The organism is Acinetobacter sp. YH12058 (genome assembly GCF_013419805.1).
Lineage (GTDB): Bacteria > Pseudomonadota > Gammaproteobacteria > Pseudomonadales > Moraxellaceae > Acinetobacter > Acinetobacter towneri.
The window spans coordinates 38437-62983 of the sequence record NZ_VOZL01000007.1; the positions used below are offsets into that span (position 1 = coordinate 38437).

23 protein-coding genes and 1 other RNA gene are annotated in these 24547 nt (G+C 41.5%); 10 read left to right on the plus strand and 14 right to left on the minus strand.

Annotated features, from left to right (window positions below; genetic code table 11):
• Positions 1-314: 314 nt before the first annotated feature.
• Genes FTU09_RS06280 through FTU09_RS06295 form a run of 4 tightly spaced genes read left to right on the plus strand, consistent with a single transcriptional unit; the run spans position 315 to position 4367 of the window.
• Positions 315-965, plus strand: a complete 651-nt coding sequence (locus FTU09_RS06280; protein WP_180079827.1) for a thermostable hemolysin — start codon at positions 315-317, stop codon at positions 963-965.
• A gap of 28 nt (positions 966-993) precedes the next feature.
• Positions 994-2685 carry an AMP-binding protein gene (locus tag FTU09_RS06285; RefSeq protein ID WP_180079828.1) on the plus strand — a complete coding sequence of 564 codons (1692 nt, stop codon included), beginning with the start codon at positions 994-996 and terminating at the stop codon, positions 2683-2685.
• Positions 2639-3493: a TauD/TfdA family dioxygenase gene (locus FTU09_RS06290; protein WP_180061206.1), complete on the plus strand. Its 855-nt coding sequence runs from the start codon at positions 2639-2641 to the stop codon at positions 3491-3493. The genes FTU09_RS06285 and FTU09_RS06290 overlap by 47 nt, the downstream gene beginning before the upstream one ends.
• 40 nt (positions 3494-3533) lie before the next feature.
• Positions 3534-4367: an SDR family oxidoreductase gene (locus tag FTU09_RS06295; protein ID WP_096902277.1), complete on the plus strand. Its 834-nt coding sequence runs from the start codon at positions 3534-3536 to the stop codon at positions 4365-4367.
• On the opposite strand, the gene FTU09_RS06300 is transcribed toward FTU09_RS06295, so the two are convergent.
• Complete coding sequence (locus tag FTU09_RS06300; RefSeq protein WP_180079830.1) at positions 4362-5699, minus strand: sigma-54-dependent Fis family transcriptional regulator; 1338 nt, start codon at positions 5697-5699, stop codon at positions 4362-4364. The genes FTU09_RS06295 and FTU09_RS06300 overlap by 6 nt on opposite strands.
• Positions 5700-5892: 193 nt before the next feature.
• Here FTU09_RS06300 and FTU09_RS06305 point away from each other — a divergent pair, with 193 nt between their 5' ends.
• From FTU09_RS06305 to FTU09_RS06315, 3 genes are all read left to right on the plus strand, one after another.
• A complete protein-coding gene (locus FTU09_RS06305) occupies positions 5893-6576 on the plus strand; it encodes an MBL fold metallo-hydrolase (protein WP_180038309.1) in 684 nt (227 codons plus the stop codon).
• Between the two features lie 44 nt (positions 6577-6620).
• On the plus strand, positions 6621-7403 hold the full coding sequence (locus FTU09_RS06310) for a sulfite exporter TauE/SafE family protein (protein WP_179989626.1): 783 nt from the start codon (positions 6621-6623) through the stop codon (positions 7401-7403).
• 140 nt (positions 7404-7543) lie between these two features.
• On the plus strand, positions 7544-7861 hold the full coding sequence (locus tag FTU09_RS06315; RefSeq protein WP_004975369.1) for a hypothetical protein: 318 nt from the start codon (positions 7544-7546) through the stop codon (positions 7859-7861).
• A 94-nt stretch (positions 7862-7955) separates the two neighbouring features.
• Here the strand turns inward: FTU09_RS06315 and FTU09_RS06320 are convergent, their stop codons facing one another.
• The 7 genes from FTU09_RS06320 to ssrA form a co-directional block, all read right to left on the minus strand.
• The gene (locus FTU09_RS06320) at positions 7956-8738 is read right to left on the minus strand and encodes a hypothetical protein (RefSeq protein ID WP_228274505.1); all 783 of its coding nucleotides are present in this window, start codon (positions 8736-8738) and stop codon (positions 7956-7958) included.
• Between the two features lie 3 nt (positions 8739-8741).
• The gene (locus FTU09_RS06325) at positions 8742-8999 is read right to left on the minus strand and encodes a hypothetical protein (RefSeq protein ID WP_004975373.1); all 258 of its coding nucleotides are present in this window, start codon (positions 8997-8999) and stop codon (positions 8742-8744) included.
• A 274-nt stretch (positions 9000-9273) separates the two neighbouring features.
• On the minus strand, positions 9274-9981 hold the full coding sequence (locus tag FTU09_RS06330) for an ABC transporter ATP-binding protein (RefSeq protein ID WP_180079832.1): 708 nt from the start codon (positions 9979-9981) through the stop codon (positions 9274-9276).
• A gap of 1 nt (position 9982) precedes the next feature.
• Positions 9983-11191 (minus strand): ABC transporter permease, encoded by a 1209-nt coding sequence (locus tag FTU09_RS06335; protein WP_136144179.1) that lies wholly within the window; start codon positions 11189-11191, stop codon positions 9983-9985.
• Positions 11188-12339, minus strand: a complete 1152-nt coding sequence (locus FTU09_RS06340) for an efflux RND transporter periplasmic adaptor subunit (protein WP_179989355.1) — start codon at positions 12337-12339, stop codon at positions 11188-11190. The genes FTU09_RS06335 and FTU09_RS06340 overlap by 4 nt, the downstream gene beginning before the upstream one ends.
• Before the next feature lie 185 nt (positions 12340-12524).
• The gene (locus FTU09_RS06345) at positions 12525-12767 is read right to left on the minus strand and encodes a hypothetical protein (protein ID WP_004975383.1); all 243 of its coding nucleotides are present in this window, start codon (positions 12765-12767) and stop codon (positions 12525-12527) included.
• Between the two features lie 284 nt (positions 12768-13051).
• Positions 13052-13411, minus strand: a transfer-messenger RNA (tmRNA) gene (ssrA, locus tag FTU09_RS06350).
• 130 nt (positions 13412-13541) lie between these two features.
• Here ssrA and glpK point away from each other — a divergent pair.
• Positions 13542-15026, plus strand: coding sequence for a glycerol kinase GlpK (glpK, locus tag FTU09_RS06355; protein ID WP_180079834.1), 1485 nt, complete (start codon positions 13542-13544; stop codon positions 15024-15026).
• 119 nt (positions 15027-15145) lie between these two features.
• Here the strand turns inward: glpK and FTU09_RS06360 are convergent, their stop codons facing one another.
• Both FTU09_RS06360 and FTU09_RS06365 read right to left on the minus strand, forming a co-directional pair.
• Entirely contained in the window at positions 15146-16504 is a 1359-nt protein-coding gene (locus FTU09_RS06360; RefSeq protein ID WP_104852384.1) for an NAD(P)-binding domain-containing protein, read from the minus strand.
• Between the two features lie 664 nt (positions 16505-17168).
• The gene (locus tag FTU09_RS06365; RefSeq protein WP_004975391.1) at positions 17169-17375 is read right to left on the minus strand and encodes a hypothetical protein; all 207 of its coding nucleotides are present in this window, start codon (positions 17373-17375) and stop codon (positions 17169-17171) included.
• A 395-nt stretch (positions 17376-17770) separates the two neighbouring features.
• On the opposite strand from FTU09_RS06365, the gene sbmA reads away from it, so the two are divergent.
• Together sbmA and FTU09_RS06375 are read left to right on the plus strand one after the other, a co-directional pair.
• Entirely contained in the window at positions 17771-18967 is a 1197-nt protein-coding gene (gene sbmA / locus FTU09_RS06370) for a peptide antibiotic transporter SbmA (protein ID WP_180079836.1), read from the plus strand.
• A 305-nt stretch (positions 18968-19272) separates the two neighbouring features.
• The gene (locus FTU09_RS06375) at positions 19273-20214 is read left to right on the plus strand and encodes a hypothetical protein (RefSeq protein WP_180079859.1); all 942 of its coding nucleotides are present in this window, start codon (positions 19273-19275) and stop codon (positions 20212-20214) included.
• Positions 20215-20249: 35 nt separating this feature from the next.
• Here the strand turns inward: FTU09_RS06375 and FTU09_RS06380 are convergent, their stop codons facing one another.
• From FTU09_RS06380 to gatC, 4 genes are all read right to left on the minus strand, one after another.
• Complete coding sequence (locus tag FTU09_RS06380; protein WP_180061215.1) at positions 20250-21050, minus strand: NYN domain-containing protein; 801 nt, start codon at positions 21048-21050, stop codon at positions 20250-20252.
• 73 nt (positions 21051-21123) lie between these two features.
• The gene (gene gatB / locus FTU09_RS06385; protein WP_180079837.1) at positions 21124-22599 is read right to left on the minus strand and encodes an Asp-tRNA(Asn)/Glu-tRNA(Gln) amidotransferase subunit GatB; all 1476 of its coding nucleotides are present in this window, start codon (positions 22597-22599) and stop codon (positions 21124-21126) included.
• On the minus strand, positions 22599-24077 hold the full coding sequence (gene gatA / locus FTU09_RS06390) for an Asp-tRNA(Asn)/Glu-tRNA(Gln) amidotransferase subunit GatA (protein WP_180060373.1): 1479 nt from the start codon (positions 24075-24077) through the stop codon (positions 22599-22601). Before gatA ends, gatB begins: the two co-directional genes overlap by 1 nt.
• A gap of 52 nt (positions 24078-24129) precedes the next feature.
• Complete coding sequence (gatC, locus tag FTU09_RS06395) at positions 24130-24444, minus strand: Asp-tRNA(Asn)/Glu-tRNA(Gln) amidotransferase subunit GatC (RefSeq protein ID WP_004975405.1); 315 nt, start codon at positions 24442-24444, stop codon at positions 24130-24132.
• Positions 24445-24547: the final 103 nt, after the last annotated feature.

Sequence of the window (24547 nt, forward strand, 5' to 3'; positions counted from 1 at the left end):
ATTTTTGATTAGTTTATTGTTTTAAACATATAAGGAGTTGAGTGATCATCTCCTTTTTTTGTGTGCATGAAGAGTTTTTTGAATTGTGACAGTTTGTAGCGACTTAAGTTTTCTTTAAGTTTAGATTTCTATCTTGAGCATTGAGTTATTTTCTATCCAATGTGATGCACATGATCAAATTTAATTTTGATGCTCAATCATCCAGTCAAACGCATTTTCTGGATGCAAATTTCCATCAGCAAAAAAATAAAAAATAATTCAACGGGTATGCATCTGTAGCGCAGCCGTATAAACAACAAGCGAACCCAAAACAGTTGAACCTAGAACAGCCACATTTAGATGTATTACACAGCTATGCCTCGGTGATTCAAGCACAGACAACAGCACAACATTTAAATGTGACAACTGTAACCCGAGATGCTAGCGAACAACGCTTGGCACTAGAGCTTTTTATTCGAGATAAATATCAAAAAGTCCATCAGGCATCCATAAATACTTTTTCAGATACCTTGTTTGCAGGCTATGTAAACCACGACATGCAAGTGGTGATTGGCATGCAACCATTGGGCGCAAACCAAGCCTTTTTGGAACAGTATTTAGGTGCACCCATTGAAACCATTTTAACCCAATTGAGCCAAGTGCCTGTAACGCGCGCGCAGATTGTTGAAATTGGCAACTTGGCAGCGCAAGACATGAGCAAAGCCAAATTGATGGTGGCTTTTTTGGTCTTTCACTTATCGCAGAACAATGTGTCGTGGGCAGTTTGCACAGGAACAGCAGCAGTGCGCTATGTGTTACAGCAAATGGGTTTGCATTTTCAGGTACTAGAAAAAGCCAACCCCGAAGCCTTGGGCGATGCACAGCATCAATGGGGCAGTTATTACCAACAGAAGCCTTATGTACTGGCGATTGACGTTGCAGCAGCGTTGGCGGTCACGCAACAGCAATATTGTTTTTATGCCTAAGGTCATGCAGAAAGGCGGAAATTGAAAGATGAATGAGTTATTTGAAAACCTGAATCACTATGCCCAAACAGACCCTGAGCGTGAAGCAATTGTGACGGCACAAACCACACTGAGTTATGCCACATTACAGCAACGGGTTGAGTTGCTCAGTGCAGAATTGGCAACTTATCAAGTACAGCGTTTGGCGTTGTGGGGTGTGAATCAGGCCGATTGGATTGTGGTCGATTTAGCCGCACGTAAAGCTGCAATGACAGTCATTCCTGTGCCTTTATTTTTTACTGCTGCACAAGTGCAACATTTACTGCAAGACAGCCAAGCGGAGTTGCTGTGTATTTTGACGGATACTGCACAAAGCGATACTCCGTCCAATGTTAACTCGGCTATTGGAAATACTGCTATTCCAGAAGCTTTGTTGGAGATGATTGATGCAGTTCAGGCACAGGTTTTGGCACCATCAGATTTATATCAAGGGCAGTTGTTTCGTCTAAGCGTTGAAACAGCACAACCGCATTTATCCCCAAATTCTGCTGAGCAGCCTAGAAAAATTACTTATACCTCGGGCAGTACGGGTACTCCCAAAGGTGTGTGTTTGGCAGAAGCCACCATTAATTCAATTACGTACTCTTTAAGTCAGGCATTGCAAAGCAGCCAGCTTGGGCGGCATTTGTGTCTAATTCCATTTGCAACATTGCTTGAAAATATCGCAGGCGTGTATGTGCCTTTTCACATGGGGCGTGCAGTGGTGGTGGCTGAAGTCAGTCAGTTTGGTTTGCTGTCCAACCATGAGTTTGATGTTTCACGCTTTGTCGATGCCGTGCAGCAATATCATATTGAAAGCGTGATTTTATTGCCACAAATGCTCAAAGCGATTGTGGAATATATCCATCAACATGGCGATGCAGGCTTGCGTACTTTGAAGTTTATTGCCGTGGGTGGTGGCAAGGTGTCTGCAGATTTACTCAAGCAGTGTCAGCAATTCAATTTACCTGTTTATGAAGGTTATGGTCTGTCTGAATGTGCATTGGTCGTGAGTTTAAACCTGCCTGAAGCTCGCAGAATTGGCAGTGTTGGCCGCGTATTACCGCATGTTCAAGTCGAAATTGCTGCCAATCAAGAAGTGGTGGTCAAGGGCAATGCCATGTTGGGATATATGCATGAACTTGGGCGTGAGCAGGATGCGGTATCAGCCGATATTCACACAGGCGATGCAGGTTATTTTGATGAAGATGGCTATTTATATATCACGGGGCGTATCAAGCAAATTATTGTCAGCAGTTTTGGGCGCAATATTTCACCAGAATGGGTTGAATCGAACAGTTTGAGTGAGCCTGAAATTCAACAGATTGCCGTGTTTGGTGAAGCGCAGCCGTCATTATCTGCAGTGATTTATGCCGAGGAACATCGTTCAGATGCGCAATTGGCAGCCGCGATTTATCGTGCCAATACCCGTATGCCTGATTATGCCCAAATTAAACACTGGTGCCGTGCTGAACAACCTTTTTCTTTAAATAATCAGATGTTAACCGATAACGGAAAATTGCGTAGAGCAGTCATTCAGCAACAGTATCAGACAGCTTTGGCACATCCTACAACGTATTTAATGGCTGATCTTGGAGATGTTTCACAGATAGACATCAACCTGTCAGTCATCAATAGAGATAGAGAGAAATCACATGAATATTGCACAACAGCAATTCAAACATTCCCCACAACAAATTAAAGATCGTTTGGTGGAGCACGGTTGGGTTTTACTTAGAAATGAACATTATGATGTGAATGCGTTTAGTGGGCTGATGAGCAATATTTGCCAAAAGCTGACCTATGACCCTGCACGTGAAAATGTGACCCGACAATCGCAAAAAGTAGATGCAGGTACGCAGGCAATGGGACTGCATATAGAAAATGGTTCAACCCCAATGCCGCCTGATATTATTGCTTTTTTTAGTGAAAAAAGTGCTTCGCGTGGTTCGCAGACTACTTTATGTGATGGACATGAGGTATGGCAAAAACTGCCTGACACACTGAAGCAGAAATTTGCTGAACCGATGACCATCAGCCGTTACTTACCCAAAGCGATGTGGCAAAAGTATGTGGCGACAGCACTCAATATTGCCGATGCCGTACAGGTCGGGCAGCAGGAACTCGCTCATTTTATTGAGATGATTCCTAGACAACGGATTCGCCCTGCGCATGATGAAGGCGTACAGTACGATTTAAGCATGCCGATGATTCGCCATGACAATTTAAAAGCTGTGCCTGCCTTTGCCAACACCTTGTTGGGGCCTTCTTATAATTACGAAAAGCAGCGTTTTTACTTTGCCGATGGCAGCGAAATCCAAGCAGAATTATTGGAAGAATTGGCAGAGCGATGCGAGCGTGAAACCTCAGAAATTGACTGGCAAGATGGTGATGTGGTGCTCATTGATAACAAGCGCTTTATGCATGGCAGACGTGAAATATTGGTGCCATTAGAAGATCGTAAACTCTATATTTGTATGGGCTTGGGACTGAATCCTGCATTTTTATAATTGAGTTGTATCGAATATCTTAAAATTGAGAGTATCTTTTATGTCAAATTTAACTGCGGTGATTTTCGGGGCAACAGGCGGGATTGGTCATGCGATTGCGCATCATTTTGCTGAAAAAGGCTTAAACTTAATTTTGGTTGGGCGTAAGCAAGACACCTTGCAACAACTAGAGCAAAGTCTGGCGCAGCAGTATCCTCAGTTGCAATTACACAGTCTGCGTTGTGATTTAATTGATGCCAGCAGTCGTCATGATTTTATTCAGGCACTTGCCGCATTAAAACAGCCGATTCATTACTATATTAACAATGCAGGCATGAATGATTTTCGTCTGTTTGCGCAGCAATCACAGGATACCATTGAGCAAATGATGTTGGTCAATGTGGCTTATCCGCTGCAACTGATTCAGGATGTGATTCCATATATGTCGGACAGTCAGCCGAGTCAGATCATCAATATTGGCTCGACTTTTGGCAGCATCGGCTATCCTGGCTATGTGAGTTATTGCGCCAGTAAGTTTGCCTTGCGTGGTGCAACTGAAGCGTTGGCGCGAGAGTATTGTCAGACTGCCATTCGTTTTAGATATTTCTCCCCACGCGCGACCAATACCAGTATGAACAATCCCGATGTGATTGAAATGAATATCAAAATGGGTACAAAAGTGGATTCACCTGAATTTGTGGCACAAGAACTGTATCAATTTTTACAAACAGACCGTCAATCCTATCAGGTCGGTTATCCTGAAAAAGTCTTTGTCAAACTGAATCAGTTGATGCCTAGCCGAGTCGCAGCTGCCATTCAAAAAGATTTAGACACCATTTATGAATATGCAGATCAAAGCAAAGCGTCCTTTATTCAGCAAACTTCCGCCTCATAAATGATATTTTTTTCGATAACGCCATAAGGTGGTTCGGCTAATGCCCAAGGCTTGTGCCACCAATTCAGTTTGCCCCTGATATTTTTCCAGTAAATCCTGCAGTGTGTCTTTATCTACTTTATTGTTGGTTTTGATGGGCAGCTCAATAGGTTGTGGCGTTGGGGTAGCTGTGGCGAGTTTCAAACTAGCATGCACAATTTCATCGGGTAAATCGTGTTGATCAATTTCCGTTTTACCTGCTGACATGGTCAATGCATACAGCAAGGTATTCTTTAATTCACGCACGTTGCCCGGCCAGTCGTAATTGATTAATACCTTCAGTGCTTGCTCGGTCAAATGTGGCGTGACCTGAAACTGGGCTTGTTGTTGCAAAATAAATGCTGCAATTTTAGGGATATCTTGTTTACGTTCACGTAGTGGTGGCACAAAAATTGGAATCACCCGTAAACGATAAAGTAAATCTTGGCGAAATCTGCCTAAACGCGCTTCTTCACGTAAAGCGCGATGGGTTGCGGTAATAATTCTGACATTCGATTTAATCGCTTTTTCACCGCCCAAAGGGGTGAATTCGCCCGTTTCTAATACTCGCAATAATTTGGCTTGCAGTTCCAGTGGAATTTCTGCAATTTCATCTAAAAATAAAGTACCACCTGCAGCACGTTCAAACACACCTTTATGCTCACGAATTGCCCCTGTAAATGCACCTTTCACATGCCCAAACAATTCACTTTCTAAAATATTGGCATTTAAAGCCGCGCAGTTAATCGCAATAAAGACTTGTGCATGCCGTTGGCTGCGTGCATGTACTGCTTGCGCCACCAACTCTTTACCACTACCAGATTCACCACGCACCAAAACAGGAAACTCAGTAATCGCTACCCGTTCAATAATGGAATACATATGCTGCATTTGTGGCGAATCACTATGGAAAAACTCCGCCAAACTATTTTGTGCTTGGGCAGATGGGGTGAGTGTTTGTGATGACACTGTTGCAACGCTAGGCTGCAGAAAGAATAAACATCCTGTGAAATCGGCTGTATGGACACGAATATTTAAGCTGTGGTAGTGCCATGCCTTAGCACTATTCGGGAGTTGCAGCAGACCTGTCTGTGGTTGTGATGCTGATTGTGATTGTAGTTTTAATTTCAATAATTGGTTTTTTAATGTTTTACCCGTAGCTGCAGAAACAGAAGCATCTTGTGCATATTCATAAATCCATGTTTGAGCAATGTCGTCATAAACATAGAGCAAACTGTCTGGACAAAGTTGTTGTAAATGAAACAAAAAGCTTTCAAGACTGGCTTGTTGTTCAAAGTCATGTATCGAATTCATGATGTTTCATCTTTTGTTTCATTATTGATTCAATTGAAACACAAAATGCAACAGATGTGAAACATGGAGGATGATCTAAATTAAATAATATCTCTTAATATATTGTATTTTATTAATATATTTAAAAGAGATTAAGTTGGCACTATATTTGCAAAATTAAGAATAACAAAATATAAAACTTGGTGTATATTTCATGATCTTTCATCAATTTTTTGAAGCTGACAGCTCGACCTATACTTACTTATTGGCATCTGAACAAACCCGTGAAGCGGTGCTGATTGACCCTGTAATTTCAGAGGTTGAGCAATATACTGCTTTTCTAGAACAGCATGATTTGCAATTGGTGTATAGCTTAGATACGCACGTACACGCTGACCATATTACTGCTGCCAACGAACTCAGAACACGTTTTGGTTGTAAAACTGTATTACATCGTAATTCAGGTGTGGTGTGTGGCGATATTTTCATTACCGATGGCAGCGCCATTCGTGTGGGTGAATTATTGATTGAAGCACGTTATACCCCGGGTCATACCAACGCCTGTACCAGCTATGTGGTCAATGGCATGGTATTCACTGGCGATGCGTTGTTAATTGATGGTTGTGGTCGTACTGACTTTCAGGAAGGCAACCCGGCGACTTTATATGACAGCATTCATCTACAAATTTTTAGCTTACCTGATGACACTTTGGTGTACCCAGGGCATGACTACAAAGGGCGTGTGTCTTCTACCGTTGGGCAGGAAAAACGCAATAACTCGCGTTTAGGACAAGGGCGCACCAAAGCGGAATTTATTACCCTCATGCAGAATTTAAAACTGCCTTATCCAAAACATATTGATGTGGCTTTGCCTGCCAATAAAGTTTGCGGCAAGTAATGCTTGCACAGCACAACACAGTGATGGAATAGGGGAAAATACGCATGTGGATGTTAATCCTAGAAGGCTTGGCGATTGGTACTTTGCTGGGTTTGACAGGGGCAGGGGGCGGTATTCTTGCCGTTCCTGCTCTTATGGCAAGCCAAGGCTGGACTGTGGTGCAGGCTGCACCCGTGGGTTTATTGGCAGTCACTTTGGCAGCTTTGGTTGGCACAGTTGAAGGCTTGTTCAAACGTATTGTGCGTTATCGTGCTGCATTGTGGATTGCCTTAATCAGTATTCCATCTGCACGTTATGGGGTGCATTTGGCAGGTATTGTCCCGCCCATTTGGTTAACACTGGCGTTCAGTCTGGTCATGTTTATTGTGGCGTATCGTATTTTCTTTAATAAAGTCAACGACCAAATTAATCCACCGTGTAAGGTAAACCAAAACACAGGACGCTTAATTTGGAATGTTAAAACGGCGTCTTTGCTTGGTGGTGTTGGTGTAATTGCAGGCTTGTTGACGGGTTTGTTGGGTGTGGGCGGTGGTTTTATTATTGTGCCGTTATTGCGTAAATTTACCGATTTGGATATGCGCAGTATCGTCGCAACCTCTTTGATGATTATTTTCCTGATTGGTGGCGTGAGTATTTCAGCACACGTTTTAGATGGCTTTCAGTACCCAATGGCAGTCACCATCACCTTTGTTCTGGCGTGTATTGTCGGGATGTTACTTGGACGTACTTTGGTACATCGCATGAATAGCAATACTGTACAAAAGGTATTTGCTACAACAGTCATTGGTGTTGCGCTCTACCTCATTTATACAGCGATTATGGCTTAAGTCTAATATTTGGATACTATGTTTTTACTTTGAACTGCAGTATTGTGAATAGGTAACGTATTGTTAAGTGTAAGAAAAAGCACTAGACCTAGACCAAATTAAAGATTAGTTTAGCTGTATAAGATGACAAGGAGCCAAGAATGAAAAAACATTTATTTTGTGTGGGTGTCGAGTTCCGCAAAGCATCCGATGAAACAGGCTCTTATGCGTATTTGACCGCATATTTAGGCGCAGATGACTTACATGAAGCGATTGATCGCGTTCAGAAACAACTGGAGCAAGAAGGCAATAAAGTATTGTTCGTTCGTGGTTGCTGGGTTGTCGATGCCGATTGTGATGATGGTTTCTGCCCAACTGAAGAAAGTAATGCTGCCTCTAAAGCAGACCTACTGTTCAACGATGAAATCTATTATGGCAAATTGCAGCAATGGTCAATCAACAATGGCTATGAATACTGAGTAAAATGTTGGCTGAGTAAGATGCCGATGGGTTCAGTTTACTGACCTGTGAATATTTAAAAAACCGCGTTTGAATGATTCAAGCGCGGTTTTTTTATTCTTCATCAACCAAATGAACAAGTACATATTTTTCAAACCAGATCGGAAACTCTCCTTTAAAATCTGGATTAATGATCAATGTATCTCCGTTAGTCACTTCACAGATATAAGAAGCCATATTCTTGGTCGCATTACTTGAGTTATCAAATAAATACGCTCGGTCAGATACTTCAATCGCATCAATCAACATGTGCATAGTGCGGAAATAGCGTTCACGGATTTTAATTTCTTCGACTGGATGACCACCATTTTTCACACGTTGTTTAACTCGGTCCACATTAATATCAGGGTCCTCAGTCGTCACAAAGTATAAATAGGTACGATAGCCTTGCGTTTTAGCATCTCGCAAAAACTCGATTTTACTCTCATGAGACATTACGGTTTCAAATGTAAATCCAACCTTAAGCGTAAGTAACTCTTTACGGATGACATCAAGAATTCGGGCTGCGAGGTAGGAATCAATCGTGTTCCCGCTTAAGTCGATTAAGCTTCCATTAATCACAGGATCTACTGAGAGGAGAGGACTTTTGCTTAGAGTACCATCTGCATTTTTTAGTGGTCGACTTGCTTGAGTAAGATAATCAACCAATATGTTTGCATTAATGCGTATATCAAATTGACTTAGATCAAGAATGGGTGTGGCTTTAAGATCGCGCTCAAGGTTGTCAGCATTCAAAAACAATTTAGATAAACGGCTATCTAAACCATTAATCATCGTACTTTTGCCCGATCCATTTGGACCCGCAAACATTCTGATTCGAGGTGTTTTTGGCAACATAAATTATTCTGCAGTAGCCTCTATGTTACGTTTTCTAATTTTAAAGGTTCTGCGACCATTAAACTGGCGGGCTAGATCAGGGTTCCGACCAGATAACTGTTTGATTAAAACTGGTTTGCCATTCGGGGTTTTGCTGACTAAGGCATCATTTTCCACATAAAGTACTCGATCACTGTGAGCTACTGCAATGAAGCGTTCACGCAAAACGTCAGCTGCAGCTGTAGCGATTTCACTTTCATTGGTTCGGTTTCTAGTTGACATATCTAAAACCTCTAGGTGATTAAGTTTCATGGTTAGCGCGTCAATTCTTGGATTAAGAATAAATTGCTCTATTTAATCAATATATGCGTATTTTGATTAAATTCCAAGAACAGTATGAAGCTAGTAAGTATTATATTTTTGCATTTCTGATGCTATCAGAATACCACATCAACCGTTTTTTAGCATTGTGTCGCATGTAACTTGAAATGCAGATATTTTATTGCTTTTGATATTGAGCTAAAACATCAGTTTCCAGCGCTGAAAACTTTAGAGCCTACTTAAAAGGACGTCCTTCGCCTTGTTCTTCATAAGTCACACCATCTCGAATGTGGTACAAGCGTTTAAAGGTAGGGATGATTTTATCGTCATGTGTGACTACAATAATTGCAGTTTGAAATTTTTCTGCCATTTCGTGTAATAAGCGAATCACGGTCATCGCGCGTACACTATCCAATGGTGCAGTGGGTTCATCGGCTAAAATCACAGGCGGTTGATTAATCAAACCACGTGCAATGGCGACACGCTGTTGTTCACCACCAGACAATTGCCCAGGCATGGCATGTACCCGATGCTGCACATCGAGCGCCGTTAAAATTTCCAATGCGCGGGCGCGGGCAATGTCATTGGCTACGCCTGCTAACATCGGCAGCAGCGCTACATTATCCAAAACATTTAAAAAAGGAATTAAGTACGGGGTTTGGAACATAAAACCAATTTTATCGCGGCGTAAGGCACTTAAGTCTTTGACTAACCAACGTTGATCAAAAATCACCTCATCGCTCAAAGTCATGCGTCCTTCGGTAGGATCAATCACGGCACCTAAACATTTGAGCAAGGTGCTTTTACCCGAACCTGAGGGGCCAATCAGCCCAACCACTTCACCGGGTGCAACCTGCATTTTGACATCTTTTAAGGCATAAAAGGCATTGTCACCTTGTCCAAAACGCTTTTTTAAACCTTCAATTAAAATGCCGTGTGTCATGTTATCCCCCAATTGCTTCGGCAGGGTCAATGCGCAGTGCCATCCGAATTGCAACCAAACTGGCTAACATGCAAATCAGCATCACCGCAATAAATCCAAAAATAGAATCTTGCGGAACCAATAAGACATATTTCGGGAAATATGGTGCGGCAAAGGTTGAACTGATTTTACCAACAGCAAACCCAATTAATCCAAGCGCGAGTGCTTGTTGCAAGATCATCCAAGCGATTGTGCGATTGCGTGTGCCAATTAATTTTAAGACCGCAATTTCACGAATTTTGTCCATAGTCAGGGTATAAATAATAAATGCCACAATCGCGGCGCTGACCAAGGCCAAAATCACCAAAAACATGGCAATTTGTTTGGCGGATGTGGCAATCATTTTGCTGATTAAAATGTGTTCCATCTGCGGGCGGGTATAGACTGTTAGTTGTTGCCAACGCTGAATATGTGCTGCTGTTTCTTCAGCTGAAGCACCTGCATTTAAACGGACTAAAATAGCATTCACATAACGGTTGCTACTTTGTGCATTGAGTACGCTTTCAAGCAAGTCAGGATAAGCAGGGCGGTTATAAATTGGGTTTACTGCAATTCGTCTACGGTCTTGTAAAATGGCAGCATTGTCCTTTTGGAATTGCGCCTGTTGTGCATCTTTCAGCGGAATAAAAATCATCGGGTCACCACCCGAAGACACCATGCGTCGGGTTAAACCCACCACGGTAAAGGTGTTACGACGGATTTTAATACGATCACCCAACTTTAATCCCGTACTCATGTCGGCTACGGCTTCATAGTGCCCGCGGGTCAATTGACGTCCTGCCAATAAATGTGGCGGCCACCCCAAGTTATTCCACGCATGTTCACCTGTTTGAATCCCGACCACCATCGAGCGAATATCTTTATCTTGATGATGCACTTGCATGGTTAAATAAGTAATATTTGAAGCATGCGCCACCCCGGGCATATTCATCACGCTGCGATATAAATCATCACGCACACTTGAAGGTTCTGCATAAGGGCCAAGTGTATCTTGCTGCACTACCCATAGGTCAGCACCACTGTTATTCAGCAGGGCTTTGGCATCATCTACCATGCCGCGATACACGCCAGCCATAATTAAGGTCACACCAATCAGCAAGCCGAGTCCAAAGCCAGTAAATACAAATTTACCCCATGAATGGAAAATATCACGACCTGCCAGACTAATCATTTAGCTGCTCCTGCAAGTTGCTTGACAACCCGTAAACGGTTTTTGGCATGTAGGGGTTTTTCACTATACAGCACCACTTGATCATTTTCGGATAAGCCTGCGAGCACTTGCACATCGCCCGCTAAATTTGAACGTCCTAATTGAACTTCAACAAATTGCGGCTTTTCGGCCACAACTTTCCACACGCCTACTTGGTTATTGATACGGTGAACTGCCGCATTGGGAATGGTTAAGCTGCGTGCCAATGGTGCGAGGCTGATGGTGACTTCTGCTAACTCACCCAAAGGCGGAAGAGGCGTTGGAGGTTGATTAAAAACCACTTTAGCTAAAATTTCTTCGGTAATGGCATCGGCACGAGGTTCTACCCATAACACATGACCTGCCAAAGCATTATTTTGCCGTGAACGTAAATGAATTTGAGCTGGTAAGTCAGCAGCTAAACCAATCGCACTGGATTGATCGAAACGGGCATTCATCCAAATGGAGTTAGGATCGACAATTTCTAGTACGGTTTGACCTGCTACCACCGTTGAACCCGGTTCTGCATAACGTGCAGTGACGACACCTGCAGCTGTGGCCACTAAATTTAAATTATCACGCTGTGCTTGTAAGGTATTCAGGTCTGCACGTGCTTTATTGAGTTCTTGTTGCATCGCGCTGAGTGCCGCCGTTGCCAAATCGAGCTCTTGTTGTTTAATGGCTAAAGATTCTTGGCTGGTGGCATTGATTTTGGCCAGTTGTTGATAACGCTTGACTTGTTGCTGCGCAAAATTTTGACGGATTTGAGTGTCTTGTTGCTGAGCGGTAATTTTTTGGATTATCGCACGTTGAGCCAATAAACGATCTTCCAAATCGACAGGATCCATTTCGCCTAACAGTTGTTCTGCTTGTACGTTATCGCCAATATCTACTTTTAAGTTTTTTAAGCGACCTGCTGCAGTTGGGCCAATTTTATAGTTATAACGCGCTTCAACGGTAGCTATGCCAAACAGGCTAGGTTGAATGGATTGGTATTTGGCTTGCGTGAGGGTGACGTTGACAGGGGCAAATGGGCCTGTGCGTAAGACTACGTAAATTAACAATAAAACCAAAGCTACAATGACCACAATCACGGAAATCGTTCGCTTGCCTAAGGGAAATACCTGCATGTGTACTCCGCATAATTTTTTATCAATTAAGGAGAATATAATCTATTTTGTTATTGTGCGGGAGAGTTATTCGGTTTGGGGGATGAAAGCGAAAAATGTTTGGAGATGAATAAACCGTCCAATAAAAAGGCTTAAATCCTAAAAGTGGATTTGAACCTGTATTGTGCAAAAGTGAGCAATCCTGATCATTTTTCGTGAAGTTTTACCTCAATTTGATAGTCGTCTTGGGTCACTTTAATTTTATGGTCTTTATATTTACGTTTGCTTGGCGAGAGTGCAGAGCTAGTCACTGCCTTATGGAAATCACTATCTGACATGAAAAAATAATAAGCCTTATAGCCCAATAATATTTTCTCAATTTTATTGCCTTTAGTCTGAGCATCACTGATCAATGAATTTAGATACTTTAAGCTGATGTTTGCTGACATTCCTGAACCTTAAAATATAAAGTTGAAATTTCTAAGAATTTATAAGCAACAAACATTACAAATTTATGACAAGGGTTGTTTGAGAGATGTACTTCGCTTCAGGTCATTATAGATCTAAAAGTTGTGGGTCAAATTGACGCAATTTTGACCCAATTTATTCAAATTTGGGTCAATTTGTTCTGGATAGCATTGGACGCAAAACCCATAGAAAAAGCCTTAAACACTGATGTTTAAGGCTTTTTTAGTCATATTTAGTTATGTAACTTCATATGAATTTAAGAATTTGGTGGAGGTGGCGGGAGTTGAACCCGCGTCCGCCAACACTACACTCGAGAATACTACATGCTTAGATATCGTCTATTGTTTTAACACTCTAAGACCCGACGAACAGGGTTCAAAGTGCGATCCTCTAAGTTTGGTATAAAGTCCCGAGGCTCAACTCTATACGGACTTGTGTGCGTGCGCTTCAGTCGGGTTCACTGACCACAAGTATTCAGTGAAGCGGACAAGCGGCCCTTAGGCAGCTAGAGCGTAAGATTCGTCGTTTGCGACTATTTTAATGCAAATTTGATTTACGAGAGAAAATGCGCTCTCGGCATGCATCTATGAGCTTCATCATCAGCGTCGAAGCCAATAACACCCCCATATCACAGCGCAATCATAGCATAGCTGGCAAAAATTACGATGTATTTTCTGCACAATTACACATTTCGATGCGCTTAGTTACATAATTGCGCTAATATTTTATTTTTCAAGTCAAACACAATAAAAAATATGAGTTATTTACTAGCACTCGACCAAGGCACAACTTCTAGTCGTGCCATCATCTTTAATGAACACGGACAAGTTCAGGCAACGGCACAACGAGAAACCCATATCCAGACCCCATATTCAGGTTGGGTGGAGCAAGATGCTCAAGAAATCTGGTCAAATCAAATTGCTGTGGTGCAACAGGCTCTGGCGACTGCAGGTGTTTTGGCTAAAGACATTCACGCGATTGGCGTGACCAATCAACGTGAAACCACAGTGGTGTGGGATAAACGCACAGGCAAACCACTGGCACCTGCCATAATTTGGCAAGATCGTCGTGCGGCTGATTGGTGTCATCAGTTGATTCAAAATAACCAGATGCAATTGATTCAGGAAAAAACAGGTCTGCGTATCGATCCGTATTTTAGTGCAGGCAAACTGGTGTGGTTGCTTGAGCATGTCGATGGGTTAAAAGCATTGGCACAACAGGGGCACGTGGCTTTTGGCACCATCGACAGTTGGTTAATTTGGAATTTGACCCAAGGCGCAGAGCATGTCATTGAAGCGAGTAATGCTTCAAGAACGATGTTGATGAATTTACATCGCCAAACTTGGGATGAAGAATTACTGGAATTATTTCAAATTCCCGCATCGGTCTTACCCAAAATTATTGCATCCGACAGCTATATTGCAGATACCGCAACGGGTTTATTGGGCGCGAATATCCCAATTACAGGTATTTTAGGCGATCAGCAGGCGGCGTTGTTTGGGCAATCGTGCTTTGAAGTTGGAACAGCAAAAAACACCTATGGTACAGGCTGTTTTATGTTGTTTAATACAGGCAATCAGGTGCAATTTAGCCAAAATAAGTTACTTACCACTTTGGCGTGGCAATGTCAAAATCAAACCCATTTTGCCCTTGAAGGCAGTGTTTTTATGGCAGGTGCTGTAGTGCAATGGCTGCGCGATGGTTTGGGTATTATCCAAAAAAGCAGCGATGTGGAACAACTTGCCAATAGTGTAACTTCTAGCGATGGTGTAGTGCTAGTTCCTGCATTTACAGGGCTTGGTGCGCCACATTGGGACAGTGAAGCGCGAGCGCTTTTATGTGGAATGTCACGTGGCACCAACAAGGCACATATTGCCCGTGCTGCCTTGGAATCCATTGCATTTCAGGTGTCGGATGTACTCACTGCGATGCAATCCGATTTAGATCATCCACTGAAAGAGCTTCGAGTCGATGGTGGTGCTAGTCAAAATGATATGTTGATGCAATTCCAAGCCGATATTTTAAATGTGCCTGTGTTACGTCCTAAAATGTTGGAATCAACCGCTTGGGGAGCAGCAGCTATGGCAGGTTTAAAGGCGGGTGTATTTTCTGACTTATCTGAAATTTCAGCATCTTGGCTGTTAGATCGGGTATTTGAACCCCAAATGAATGAAGCAGAGCGTGCAGAACATTTAGCGCGCTGGCAACAAGCCTTAAAACGTGCTAAGTCAGACTTATAATCAGCGCTATTTCTAAAATAACGCTAAGTTGAAATAAATCTTTAAACCACAAGCCTCATCAGCAAAACTTTTGAGGCTTGTAGCGGTTTTTTCGTTACTTTGATCTTTTAGATTACGCCTTACATTGCCTCACGTTGAGCTTCATCTTCTAGATAACTTTCCAAAGAATCATCTAGTGCATAAAGCCATGGTGTGTGATGCGGTTTAGCCATTTTTCCTGTCATCACTGAGCGATAAACTTTATCTCTAAAGCCCATAATATTTTCTTTTTTATGCTTTTTCCATTGCATGAAAATATCGTGTACTGCATCAATATTGAAAGATGGATAGTCGGTCTGCGCAATCAGGCGTTTGATGTAATCCCCTTGAAAACGTGCAGATTGTTCATCGCTCATTAAGCGTTGTTCTTTTTCATGCAAGGTTTGGGTATGGCTTTGCATTTCGTCTATGCTTGGCAACGCAATTTTGCCCAAAATCACATCGCGGACAAACCATGCCTGCGCATCGAACATATTGAAGGTGTACCATTGATCTTGCATACCCAAATAGAACAAACGTGGATTCTTTTCCCAAACCACACCTTGATATAAACCTAGTGGATAAAGGCAGTTATGCGTTCTGAGGCGCAAGCCATCTTCAATAAACGGGAAGTGGTGTAAATAGCCCGTACATAAAATAATGGCATCAATTTTGGCCGATGTTCCATCACCAAAATAAGCAGTATTTTCATCTACACGCAGTAATTGTGGTTTTTCAGACCAGTTTTTGGGCCACTTAAAGCCCATGGCTTTACTGCGATAGCAACTGTAAATTTGTTTGGCGCCGTATTTATAACATTGCGAACCAATGTCTTCGGCAGAGTAGCTGCTGCCCACCAACAGCACTGATTTACCTTTAAATTCCAGTGCATCACGGAAATCATGCGCGTGTAAAATACGACCATGGAATTGATCAAAGCCTTCATAAACAGGGACACGCGGGGTAGAAAAGTGCCCAGAGGCCACCACAACATAATCAAACTGTTCTGAATAATGACGTTGCTGTGCGTAATCTTCGACATCAACCGTAAATTTTTGCGTCGCATCATCATAATGAATATGCTGAACGGCGGTATTAAAGCGGACTAAGTCTTTCACCTGTGCTTTTTCTGCACGACCTTGAATATAATCCCACAACACTGCGCGTGGCGGATAAGACGCGATTGGTTTTTTGAAGTGTTCATCAAAAGTATAATCGGCAAATTCTAGCGCTTCTTTAGGGCCATTTGACCATAAATAACGGTACATACTGCCGTGGACAGGTTCGCCATGTTCATCTATACCTGTGCGCCAAGTATAGTTCCAGAGTCCACCCCAATCATTTTGTTTTTCGAAACATACAATTTCAGGAACTTGTAGACCTTTGGCCTTTGCTGACTGAAACGCTCTTAATTGGGCCATGCCGCTTGGGCCAGCGCCAATAATTGCAATTCGATCCATTGCTATCTCCATTAGTTTTTGAGTTCTTAATTACTTCTCCAATTTTGAGTGACACAATTCAGGATTTTAAATATCCGCATTATAAAAATAAGCAAATACAATCCTAAATTTAGAGATCAAGTAGATCTTGTCAAAATAGGATGTGAATTAAAAAAATAGAAAAAATAAAACACACTAAAGACAGTAAAAATTGCTTAAGCAACTCATCTTTATAAAAAAATGTGTTTTACAAGAAGCATGATCTTATCATAATTTTTGATTAATTTTGGTTTTGCTTAGTTGTAAAAGTGAATTTAAAGTCATTGCTGTTGTTGTTTTGGTTTGATCAATTGGTATATTTTATTGATTTTTATAGAGAAAATAAGATGAAAATTTAAAGCTAATTTTTATCTCATTTTGCCCAATATAAAGGTGATTTTGATGAGATTGTTGCAAAATCTACAATGATATACAGAGGATTGAAAACTGAATCTTAGGCAACATTTTCAGAGAGCCATACCCGAAGTGGACTTCTGAAAAATTAAAAGGATGCTGTGATTGATAGGTGTAATGAAAGTTTAGTTTTTATAAGCCATGAAAGCAGTAGCGTATTTATCAAGCTTTATCTAATGATTGAATGTGCTTTGCGTACATTCAATCATTAAAGTTTGTGGCGACTCAGTAATTAAAGTTTACGCCACACCTTATTTTCATCTTCTAAAGAGACAGTAAAGTTAAATTCGTCGTCTACGGTAACCAAGTAGGAGTTAGGATTAACCAATAAAACTTTTAAAATTGTACCTTGCTCGAATTCAATTGGTGCGCAGTTTTCTTTACGTAGAACAATAGGTTCAAGTAGCTCAATAGCAATGTTTTCTGTTGGAGATTCCATACCGCACCCTAAATGAGTTATTTTTAATCAACTGTATTATATAGTAAATTGATGAATAATCTACACAAAATCGTAAATTTGTGTCGGGTTTAAATATTTTGTACTTGAATTGTTGGTCAAAAAATCGCAATAAATTTGCCCAATACTTCATAATTTGACATTTTAAAAATATAAGAAATTGAAATTTGATGTAATTTCTTAGATGAATGGCAAATGAACAGCGCAGTAAAATATAGCCGATTGATGAAATTTACAGTTTTCAGTATAAAAATAAAATTATTGCTGAAAAAACAGCGTATAAAGTATAAAAGTTAAAGTATCCATTCACGCTTTTTTAAGTGGTGAAGGCACTGGGTTTTACATTCCAATTTAAAAAATAAAGGCTTTTTGTCTGCATGTTTAAGTCATTTTTTCCAAATCCAAAGTGGTTTTTTATTTCATTGCTTGTTTGGTTCGCCATTAATCTGGCTTTGTGGTATTCAGGCGGTAGCGCATGGGGCAGTTGGATTGGCTTCCCACAAGGTTATGCCGAAGCAACATTACCCATTGATGTCAGTCGTTTTTGGTCACCTGCATTTTTATGGTTTTATTTCTGGTTTTTTGTATCAACCACTATTTTTGCCACCTTTTGGAAATTTAAATCTAATAACCCGTGGCAGCGTTGGTCGGTATGGGGATCGGCATTCATCCTGTTCAATATTTGGTTTGGGGTACAAGTCAATGTTGTGGTGAATGCTTGGTACAACCCATTTTATGACCTGATTCAAAAAATGCTCAGTAGTGGTGGTGGAGATGTCAATGAGCTCTATACAGGCGTGCTGACCTTTTTATACATCGCCATGGTGGCTGTGACCTTAATGGTTTTGAACTTGTTTTTTGTCAGTCACTATGTCTTCCGTTGGCGTACGGCAATGAATAATTATTACACCGCACATTGGGAAAAACTCAGACATATTGAAGGTGCATCACAGCGTATTCAAGAAGATACCATGCGTTTTGCCAGAACCATGGAAACTTTAGGGGTGAATTTAGTCGAAGCCCTAATGACTTTGTTGGCATTTTTACCTGTGCTGTTTAGTTTGTCTGTGCATGTCAAAGCCTTGCCTATAATTGGGGAAATTCCGTATGCCTTAGTGTGGGCGGCTGTTGGCTGGGCAGTATTTGGTACGGTGGTGTTGATGGTGGTGGGTGCAAAACTTCCAGGTTTGGAATTTAACAACCAAAAAGTCGAAGCTGCATATCGTAAAGAACTGGTTTATGGTGAAGATCATCCAGAACGTGCCGATCCGCTGAGTTTAAAAGAACTGTTTAGCAAGGTGCGCTTTAATTATTTCCGTCTATATTTCCACTACGCCTATTTTAACTTGGTGCGTATTTGGTATATGCAATTAGACAATATTTACGGCTTATTTGTGTTATTCCCAAGCATTGCCGCAGGGGCAATTACCTTGGGCTTGATGATGCAAATCGCCAACGTATTTGGCAAAGTCCGTGAGTCGTTCCAGTACCTCATCGCGTCTTGGCCGACTATTATTGAGCTCTTGTCTATTCATAAGCGTTTAAAAGCATTTGAATCGACATTGGATCACTAGTTGTGGTGGCGACATCCATGATTTGTTGTGGATGTCGCGTTCACATGTTCAGAGCCATGATTGCTAAATATAAATAGATCTGAACAGTTGTATAAAAAATAATATGAGTGTTAGTATTCAAAATCATAAAAAACTGTGATGAATTGGATTGTTTTATAAAAATATCAAACGCGATTCAAATAAAGCGATGATTATTTAACTATAAAATCAAGGTGTTAGATTTGTTATTTTCCGCTAATTCATATATTTTCATTCCTATAAAAACAATTGAGAATTGAAACGTGACCTGCAAAAAAATACTTTTGATGGGGGGGGTGGGCAGCCTATTATTTGGTTGTGCAACAGTCGATCAATATAGCCCAAATTCGGTGAAGCATTTTGCATCTGCACAAGAACTGATTGTTCAAAAAAACTTAAATCAGCCCAGTGGTGCCGCTAAAGAATATGTCTATTATTGGGGGCCACAGCGCAAAGATCAGCCTGCTGAATCTATGATTCCACGTAAATATATGGGCAGCTATTGTCAGTCACAACATGGACGCTTAACGCTTGCCTATAAAAGCTCAATGAGTTTAGTTAAAAATGCATGGTCTAAAAAATTACTCAATACTTATCGAGATGTAAAACAGGGGATTGGGGCATACCGTTGTGTAGGTAATCAGGGCGAAAGTTGGATTGTGTCTATCGAGCCTGTGGCAGAGCGACAGTTGGAACAGCGTGGTGAAGCGCGAGTGGTGAGTTTGGTTACTAAAATAATGTCTGAAGATGAAGCACGACGTTTTTACCGCGCGGTTTCTACACCTGCAAAGGCTGCACCTAAAGCAGCTCAAAGTAATCCAAAAACAACAAATGCAACCAAAGTTGCTGAAATGAAAGAAAAACCTGAAGAGAAAAAAGAGCCTGTAGTTGCGCCAGTAAAAACAGCTCCACCACGCGTGGTTGAGACACCACAACAGCAACAGACACGTTTATATGTTGCAGCACGTCGTGATTTAAATAGTGGGCGTAATCAGATTAATGCCTGTAATAATGCGCAACGTGCTTATAACTATGGCAAGTTACAGGGCGCAGAGGGTACACGTATTTATACAGAATCTGGCATGTTGGTGGCACGTTGTTTAACGGGTGTTTCGAGTTATCGGAGTCGTTTTCCAAATTCAGATGCGCAGGCGAAACGTATTTTGCAGAATTTAGCCAACAATTATAATCACGCAGGGGCTAAGAATATGTTGAGAGGCATGAAGTGAGGGTAACTCTCACTTTCAAAGCCCAACTTTTAATTTTAAATTTTTAATTTTATGTAAATTTGTTTATGTCCACTATCAAAAATACGTTCGTCATAGTCAAAAATATTTGTATAACTTTTAATCAAATCAACAACTTTTTTAAAGCCATAGTTTCTGGGATCAAAGTCATTTTGTAAAAGTTTCCATTGCGATGTAAATGAAGAAGCTGGAATCCATTCAGTATCATGATTGTCAAAAATTTGTTTAATAATATGTAGTGGTAGTTTCTGCGCTGAAGTGGTGTTGTTTAAGGCTTCAGTTTTACTAGAGGGTTGAGGATTCTGTTCTTTCTTCGTTTCAATCAAAGGGAGCTCTTTAATTTGAGGTTCTTCATATCCACTTAGGTTCTCTACATAGGTGAAGTGAGAACAAGCATTGCGGAAGGCTTCGGGCGTTTGTTTCTTGCCAAATCCATAAACGGTGGCCCCTTGCTCTTTAATGCGTATTGCTAAGGCTGTAAAGTCACTGTCACTTGATACAAGGCAGAAGCCATCAAAACGGTCTGTATAAAGTAAATCCATTGCATCGATAATCATAAAACCATCGGTTGCATTTTTACCTGTTGTATAAGCAAATTGCTGCATAGGTTTAATAGCTAAATTATTAATAGCTTGCTTCCAACTCCCATTTTGACTGACAAAGTTACCATAAATACGTTTTACCGTTGCCTCACCGTATTGAGTGATCTCATTTAAAATATTTTCAATATCTTTTGCAGAAGCATTATCTGCATCAATTAATACTGCTAATTTTGCTGTTTTTTCTTCTGAAACATTAAAGATCGTTTTTAAAACCATTTTTTTCTCTAAAAATAAAACCCTACACAAGGTAGGGTCTTTATCTCATAAAAACAAATAATTAGTCAATTAATCAACCAATCAATTTCTTCATTAATTCATTTACTTGTGCAGGGTTGGCTTTACCTTTCGCAGCTTTCATCACTTGACCAACAAGACCGTTAAAGGCTTTCTCTTTACCAGATTTATACTCTTCAACCATCTTCTCGTTCGCAGCAAGTACGTCTTTAATAATTGCTTCAATTGCGCCTGTATCAGTTTCCTGTTTCAAGCCTTTTGCAGCAATAATTTCATCCGCAGATTTGCCTTCTTCCCACATAAAGCCGAATACTTGCTTCGCGATCTTACCATTAATCGTGTTGTCCACAATACGCGCGATCATACCGCCAAGTTTTTCCGCAGATACAGGAGAATCAGCCAAGTCTAAGCCTGCTTTATTTAAAGCACCTGAGAATTCGCCCATTACCCAGTTTGCAGCAATCTTACCTTGTGCCGCACCACCAGCCGCAGCAACTACAGCTTCGTAAAATTCTGACATTTCACGAGTCAATGTGAGCACGTGAGCATCGTACTCAGTCACACCAAAGTCCGCCACGAAACGTGCACGACGTGCAGCAGGAAGCTCAGGCATAGTTGCTTTAATGGCTTCAATTTGCGCATCAGGAATAATCACAGGCAACAAGTCTGGATCAGGGAAGTAACGGTAATCGTTGGCTTCTTCCTTCGAACGCATTGAACGCGTTTCCATCTTCACAGGGTCGAATAAACGTGTTTCTTGGTCAATCGTGCCATCCCATTCCAAAATTTCCATTTGACGTTCAATTTCAACATTGATCGCTTGTTCAATGAAACGGAATGAGTTCAAGTTTTTAAGCTCACAACGTGTACCGAAGGGTTGACCCGGACGACGTAGCGACACGTTACAGTCCGCACGGAATGAACCTTCTGCCATGTTGCCGTCAGAAATGCCTAACCAACGTACCAAAGTGTGAATCGCTTTAATATAAGCAACCGCTTCTTCAACCGAACGCATATCGGGTTCAGATACAATTTCAAGCAAAGGCGTACCTGCACGGTTGAGGTCAATACCTGACATGCCTTCAAATTGATCATGAATCGACTTACCCGCATCTTCTTCAAGGTGTGCACGGGTTACGCCAATGCGTTTGGTCGTGCCATCTTCAAGTTGGATGTCGATATGACCCAAGCCTACAATCGGGTTATCCATCTGGCTAATTTGGTAGCCTTTAGGCGAGTCTGGGTAGAAGTAGTTTTTGCGCGCAAACACAGACGCTTGGTCGATGTAGGCATCAATACCTAAACCAAAACGGATTGCCAAATCCACCACTTCTTTATTCAACACAGGCAAGACGCCCGGCATAGCTAAATCAACAAGGCTGGCTTGCGTATTTGGGTCTTGACCAAATTCGGTTGATGAACCTGAGAAGATTTTAGAATTGGTTGCAAGTTGCGTGTGAATTTCAATCCCAATTACGACTTCCCAGCCATCAATCAGGTTTGATTTCGCTTTCTTTTGATTGCTCGCCATTATGCATTCTCCTCAGCAATTGCCGCGCGTTTGCTATGCCAGTCTGTCGCTTGTTGGTATTGATGTACCACAGATAGCAGTTGTGATTCAGACCAGTAGTTGCCAATCAGTTGTAAACCAACAGGCAAGTTGTCTTGGTCAAAACCAACAGGCGCACTAATTGCTGGTAAGCCTGCCAAGTTCACCGCAATGGTGTAAATATCACCCAAATACATTTCAACAGGGTCTAAAGACGCGCCAATTTTGTAGGCAGTTGTTGGTGCAGTTGGTGCTGCAATCACATCGACCTGTTCAAAGGCTTTTAAGAAGTCTTGCTGAATTAAACGACGCACCTTTTGCGCTTTCACGTAATAGGCATCGTAATAACCTGCAGAAAGGGCATAAGTACCAATCAAGATACGACGTTGTACTTCTGCACCAAAACCTTCAGAACGCGAGCGTTTGTAGAGGTCTAAAATATCTTGAGGATTTTCTGCACGGTAGCCATAACGCACACCATCGTAACGAGAAAGGTTAGATGATGCTTCTGCAGGGGCAATCAGATAGTAAGTTGGCACGTAGCTTTCAGTCATGTTGAGATCAATCTCAACCAATACTGCACCCAATTCTTCTAATTTTTTTAGTGATTCTTCAACACGTGCTTTCACCGCAGCATCTAAACCAGCCACATTGAAGTATTGTTTCGGAATACCAATGCGTAAGCCTTTGAGCGTTGTTGCATTCAGGTTCGCCACATAATCTTCAACCGCTTTATCCATAGAGGTTGAGTCTTTGGCGTCATGACCTGCCATTACATTCATTAAATATGCGCAGTCTTCTGCAGAGCGTGCCATTGGGCCTGCCTGATCTAAAGATGATGCATAAGCGATGATGCCGTAACGTGAAACACGTCCGTAAGTTGGTTTGAGACCAGTCAAACCACAGAAAGACGCAGGCTGACGGATTGAACCACCTGTATCTGTACCTGTAGCAAATGGTGCAAGGTCAGCCGCCACGACAGCAGCAGAACCACCTGACGAACCACCCGGTACATGGTCAAGTGCCCATGGGTTTTTGGTCGCGCCATAGAACGAACTTTCAGAGGTTGAACCCATTGCGAATTCGTCCATGTTCACTTTACCCAAAGTGACCAAACCTGCATTTTTACCTTGTGCCACCACAGTTGCGTCATAAGGCGAGATAAAATTGTCCAGCATTTTTGAACCCGCAGAGGTTTTAATGCCTTGGGTACAAAAAATATCTTTATGTGCAACAGGAATACCTGTCAGTGCTGTCGCTTGACCCGCCTGACGTAATGCATCGGCTGCATCCGCCTGTGCCAGTGCTACTTCATTGGTCACGGTGACATAAGAGCGCACTTGCGGATCAATTTTGGCAATACGTTTTAAATAATGTTCTGTTAGTTCGCGAGAGGAGAATTTGGCTGCCGCTAAACCCTCAGAGATTTCACGAATCGATAAGCGATGTAAATCTGTCATGAGAAAAATTCTTTTACCTTTTTATGAAGTCAAAATGTAACAGCCGAATAAATTATTCAATCACACGTGGAACAAGGTACAAGCCATCCTGAACTGCAGGGGCAACAGCTTGATATTGCTCACGATGATTCTGTTCGGTTACGACGTCTTCACGTAATGGTTGAGGGTGGTCAAATGGGCTTTTTAAAGGCTCAACGTCATCGGTATTTATGCCTTTTAAGCTTTCCATCATGCCTAAAATTTTATTTAGACTTTGAGCATACTCAGCAGATTGCGTATCATTGAGTTTAAGACGAGCAAGATGGGCAATTGCTGAAACTGTTTGTGCATTTAAATCTGCAGAATGCTGAGCATCCGAGGTAGACATAACATCACCTAAAATCAGTATTAATAAAAAATTTCAAAATATCGTGCGTTATAATAAGCGATTGACTTGTTCAACGCACCACATTTAGTTAAAGTTGCCAACT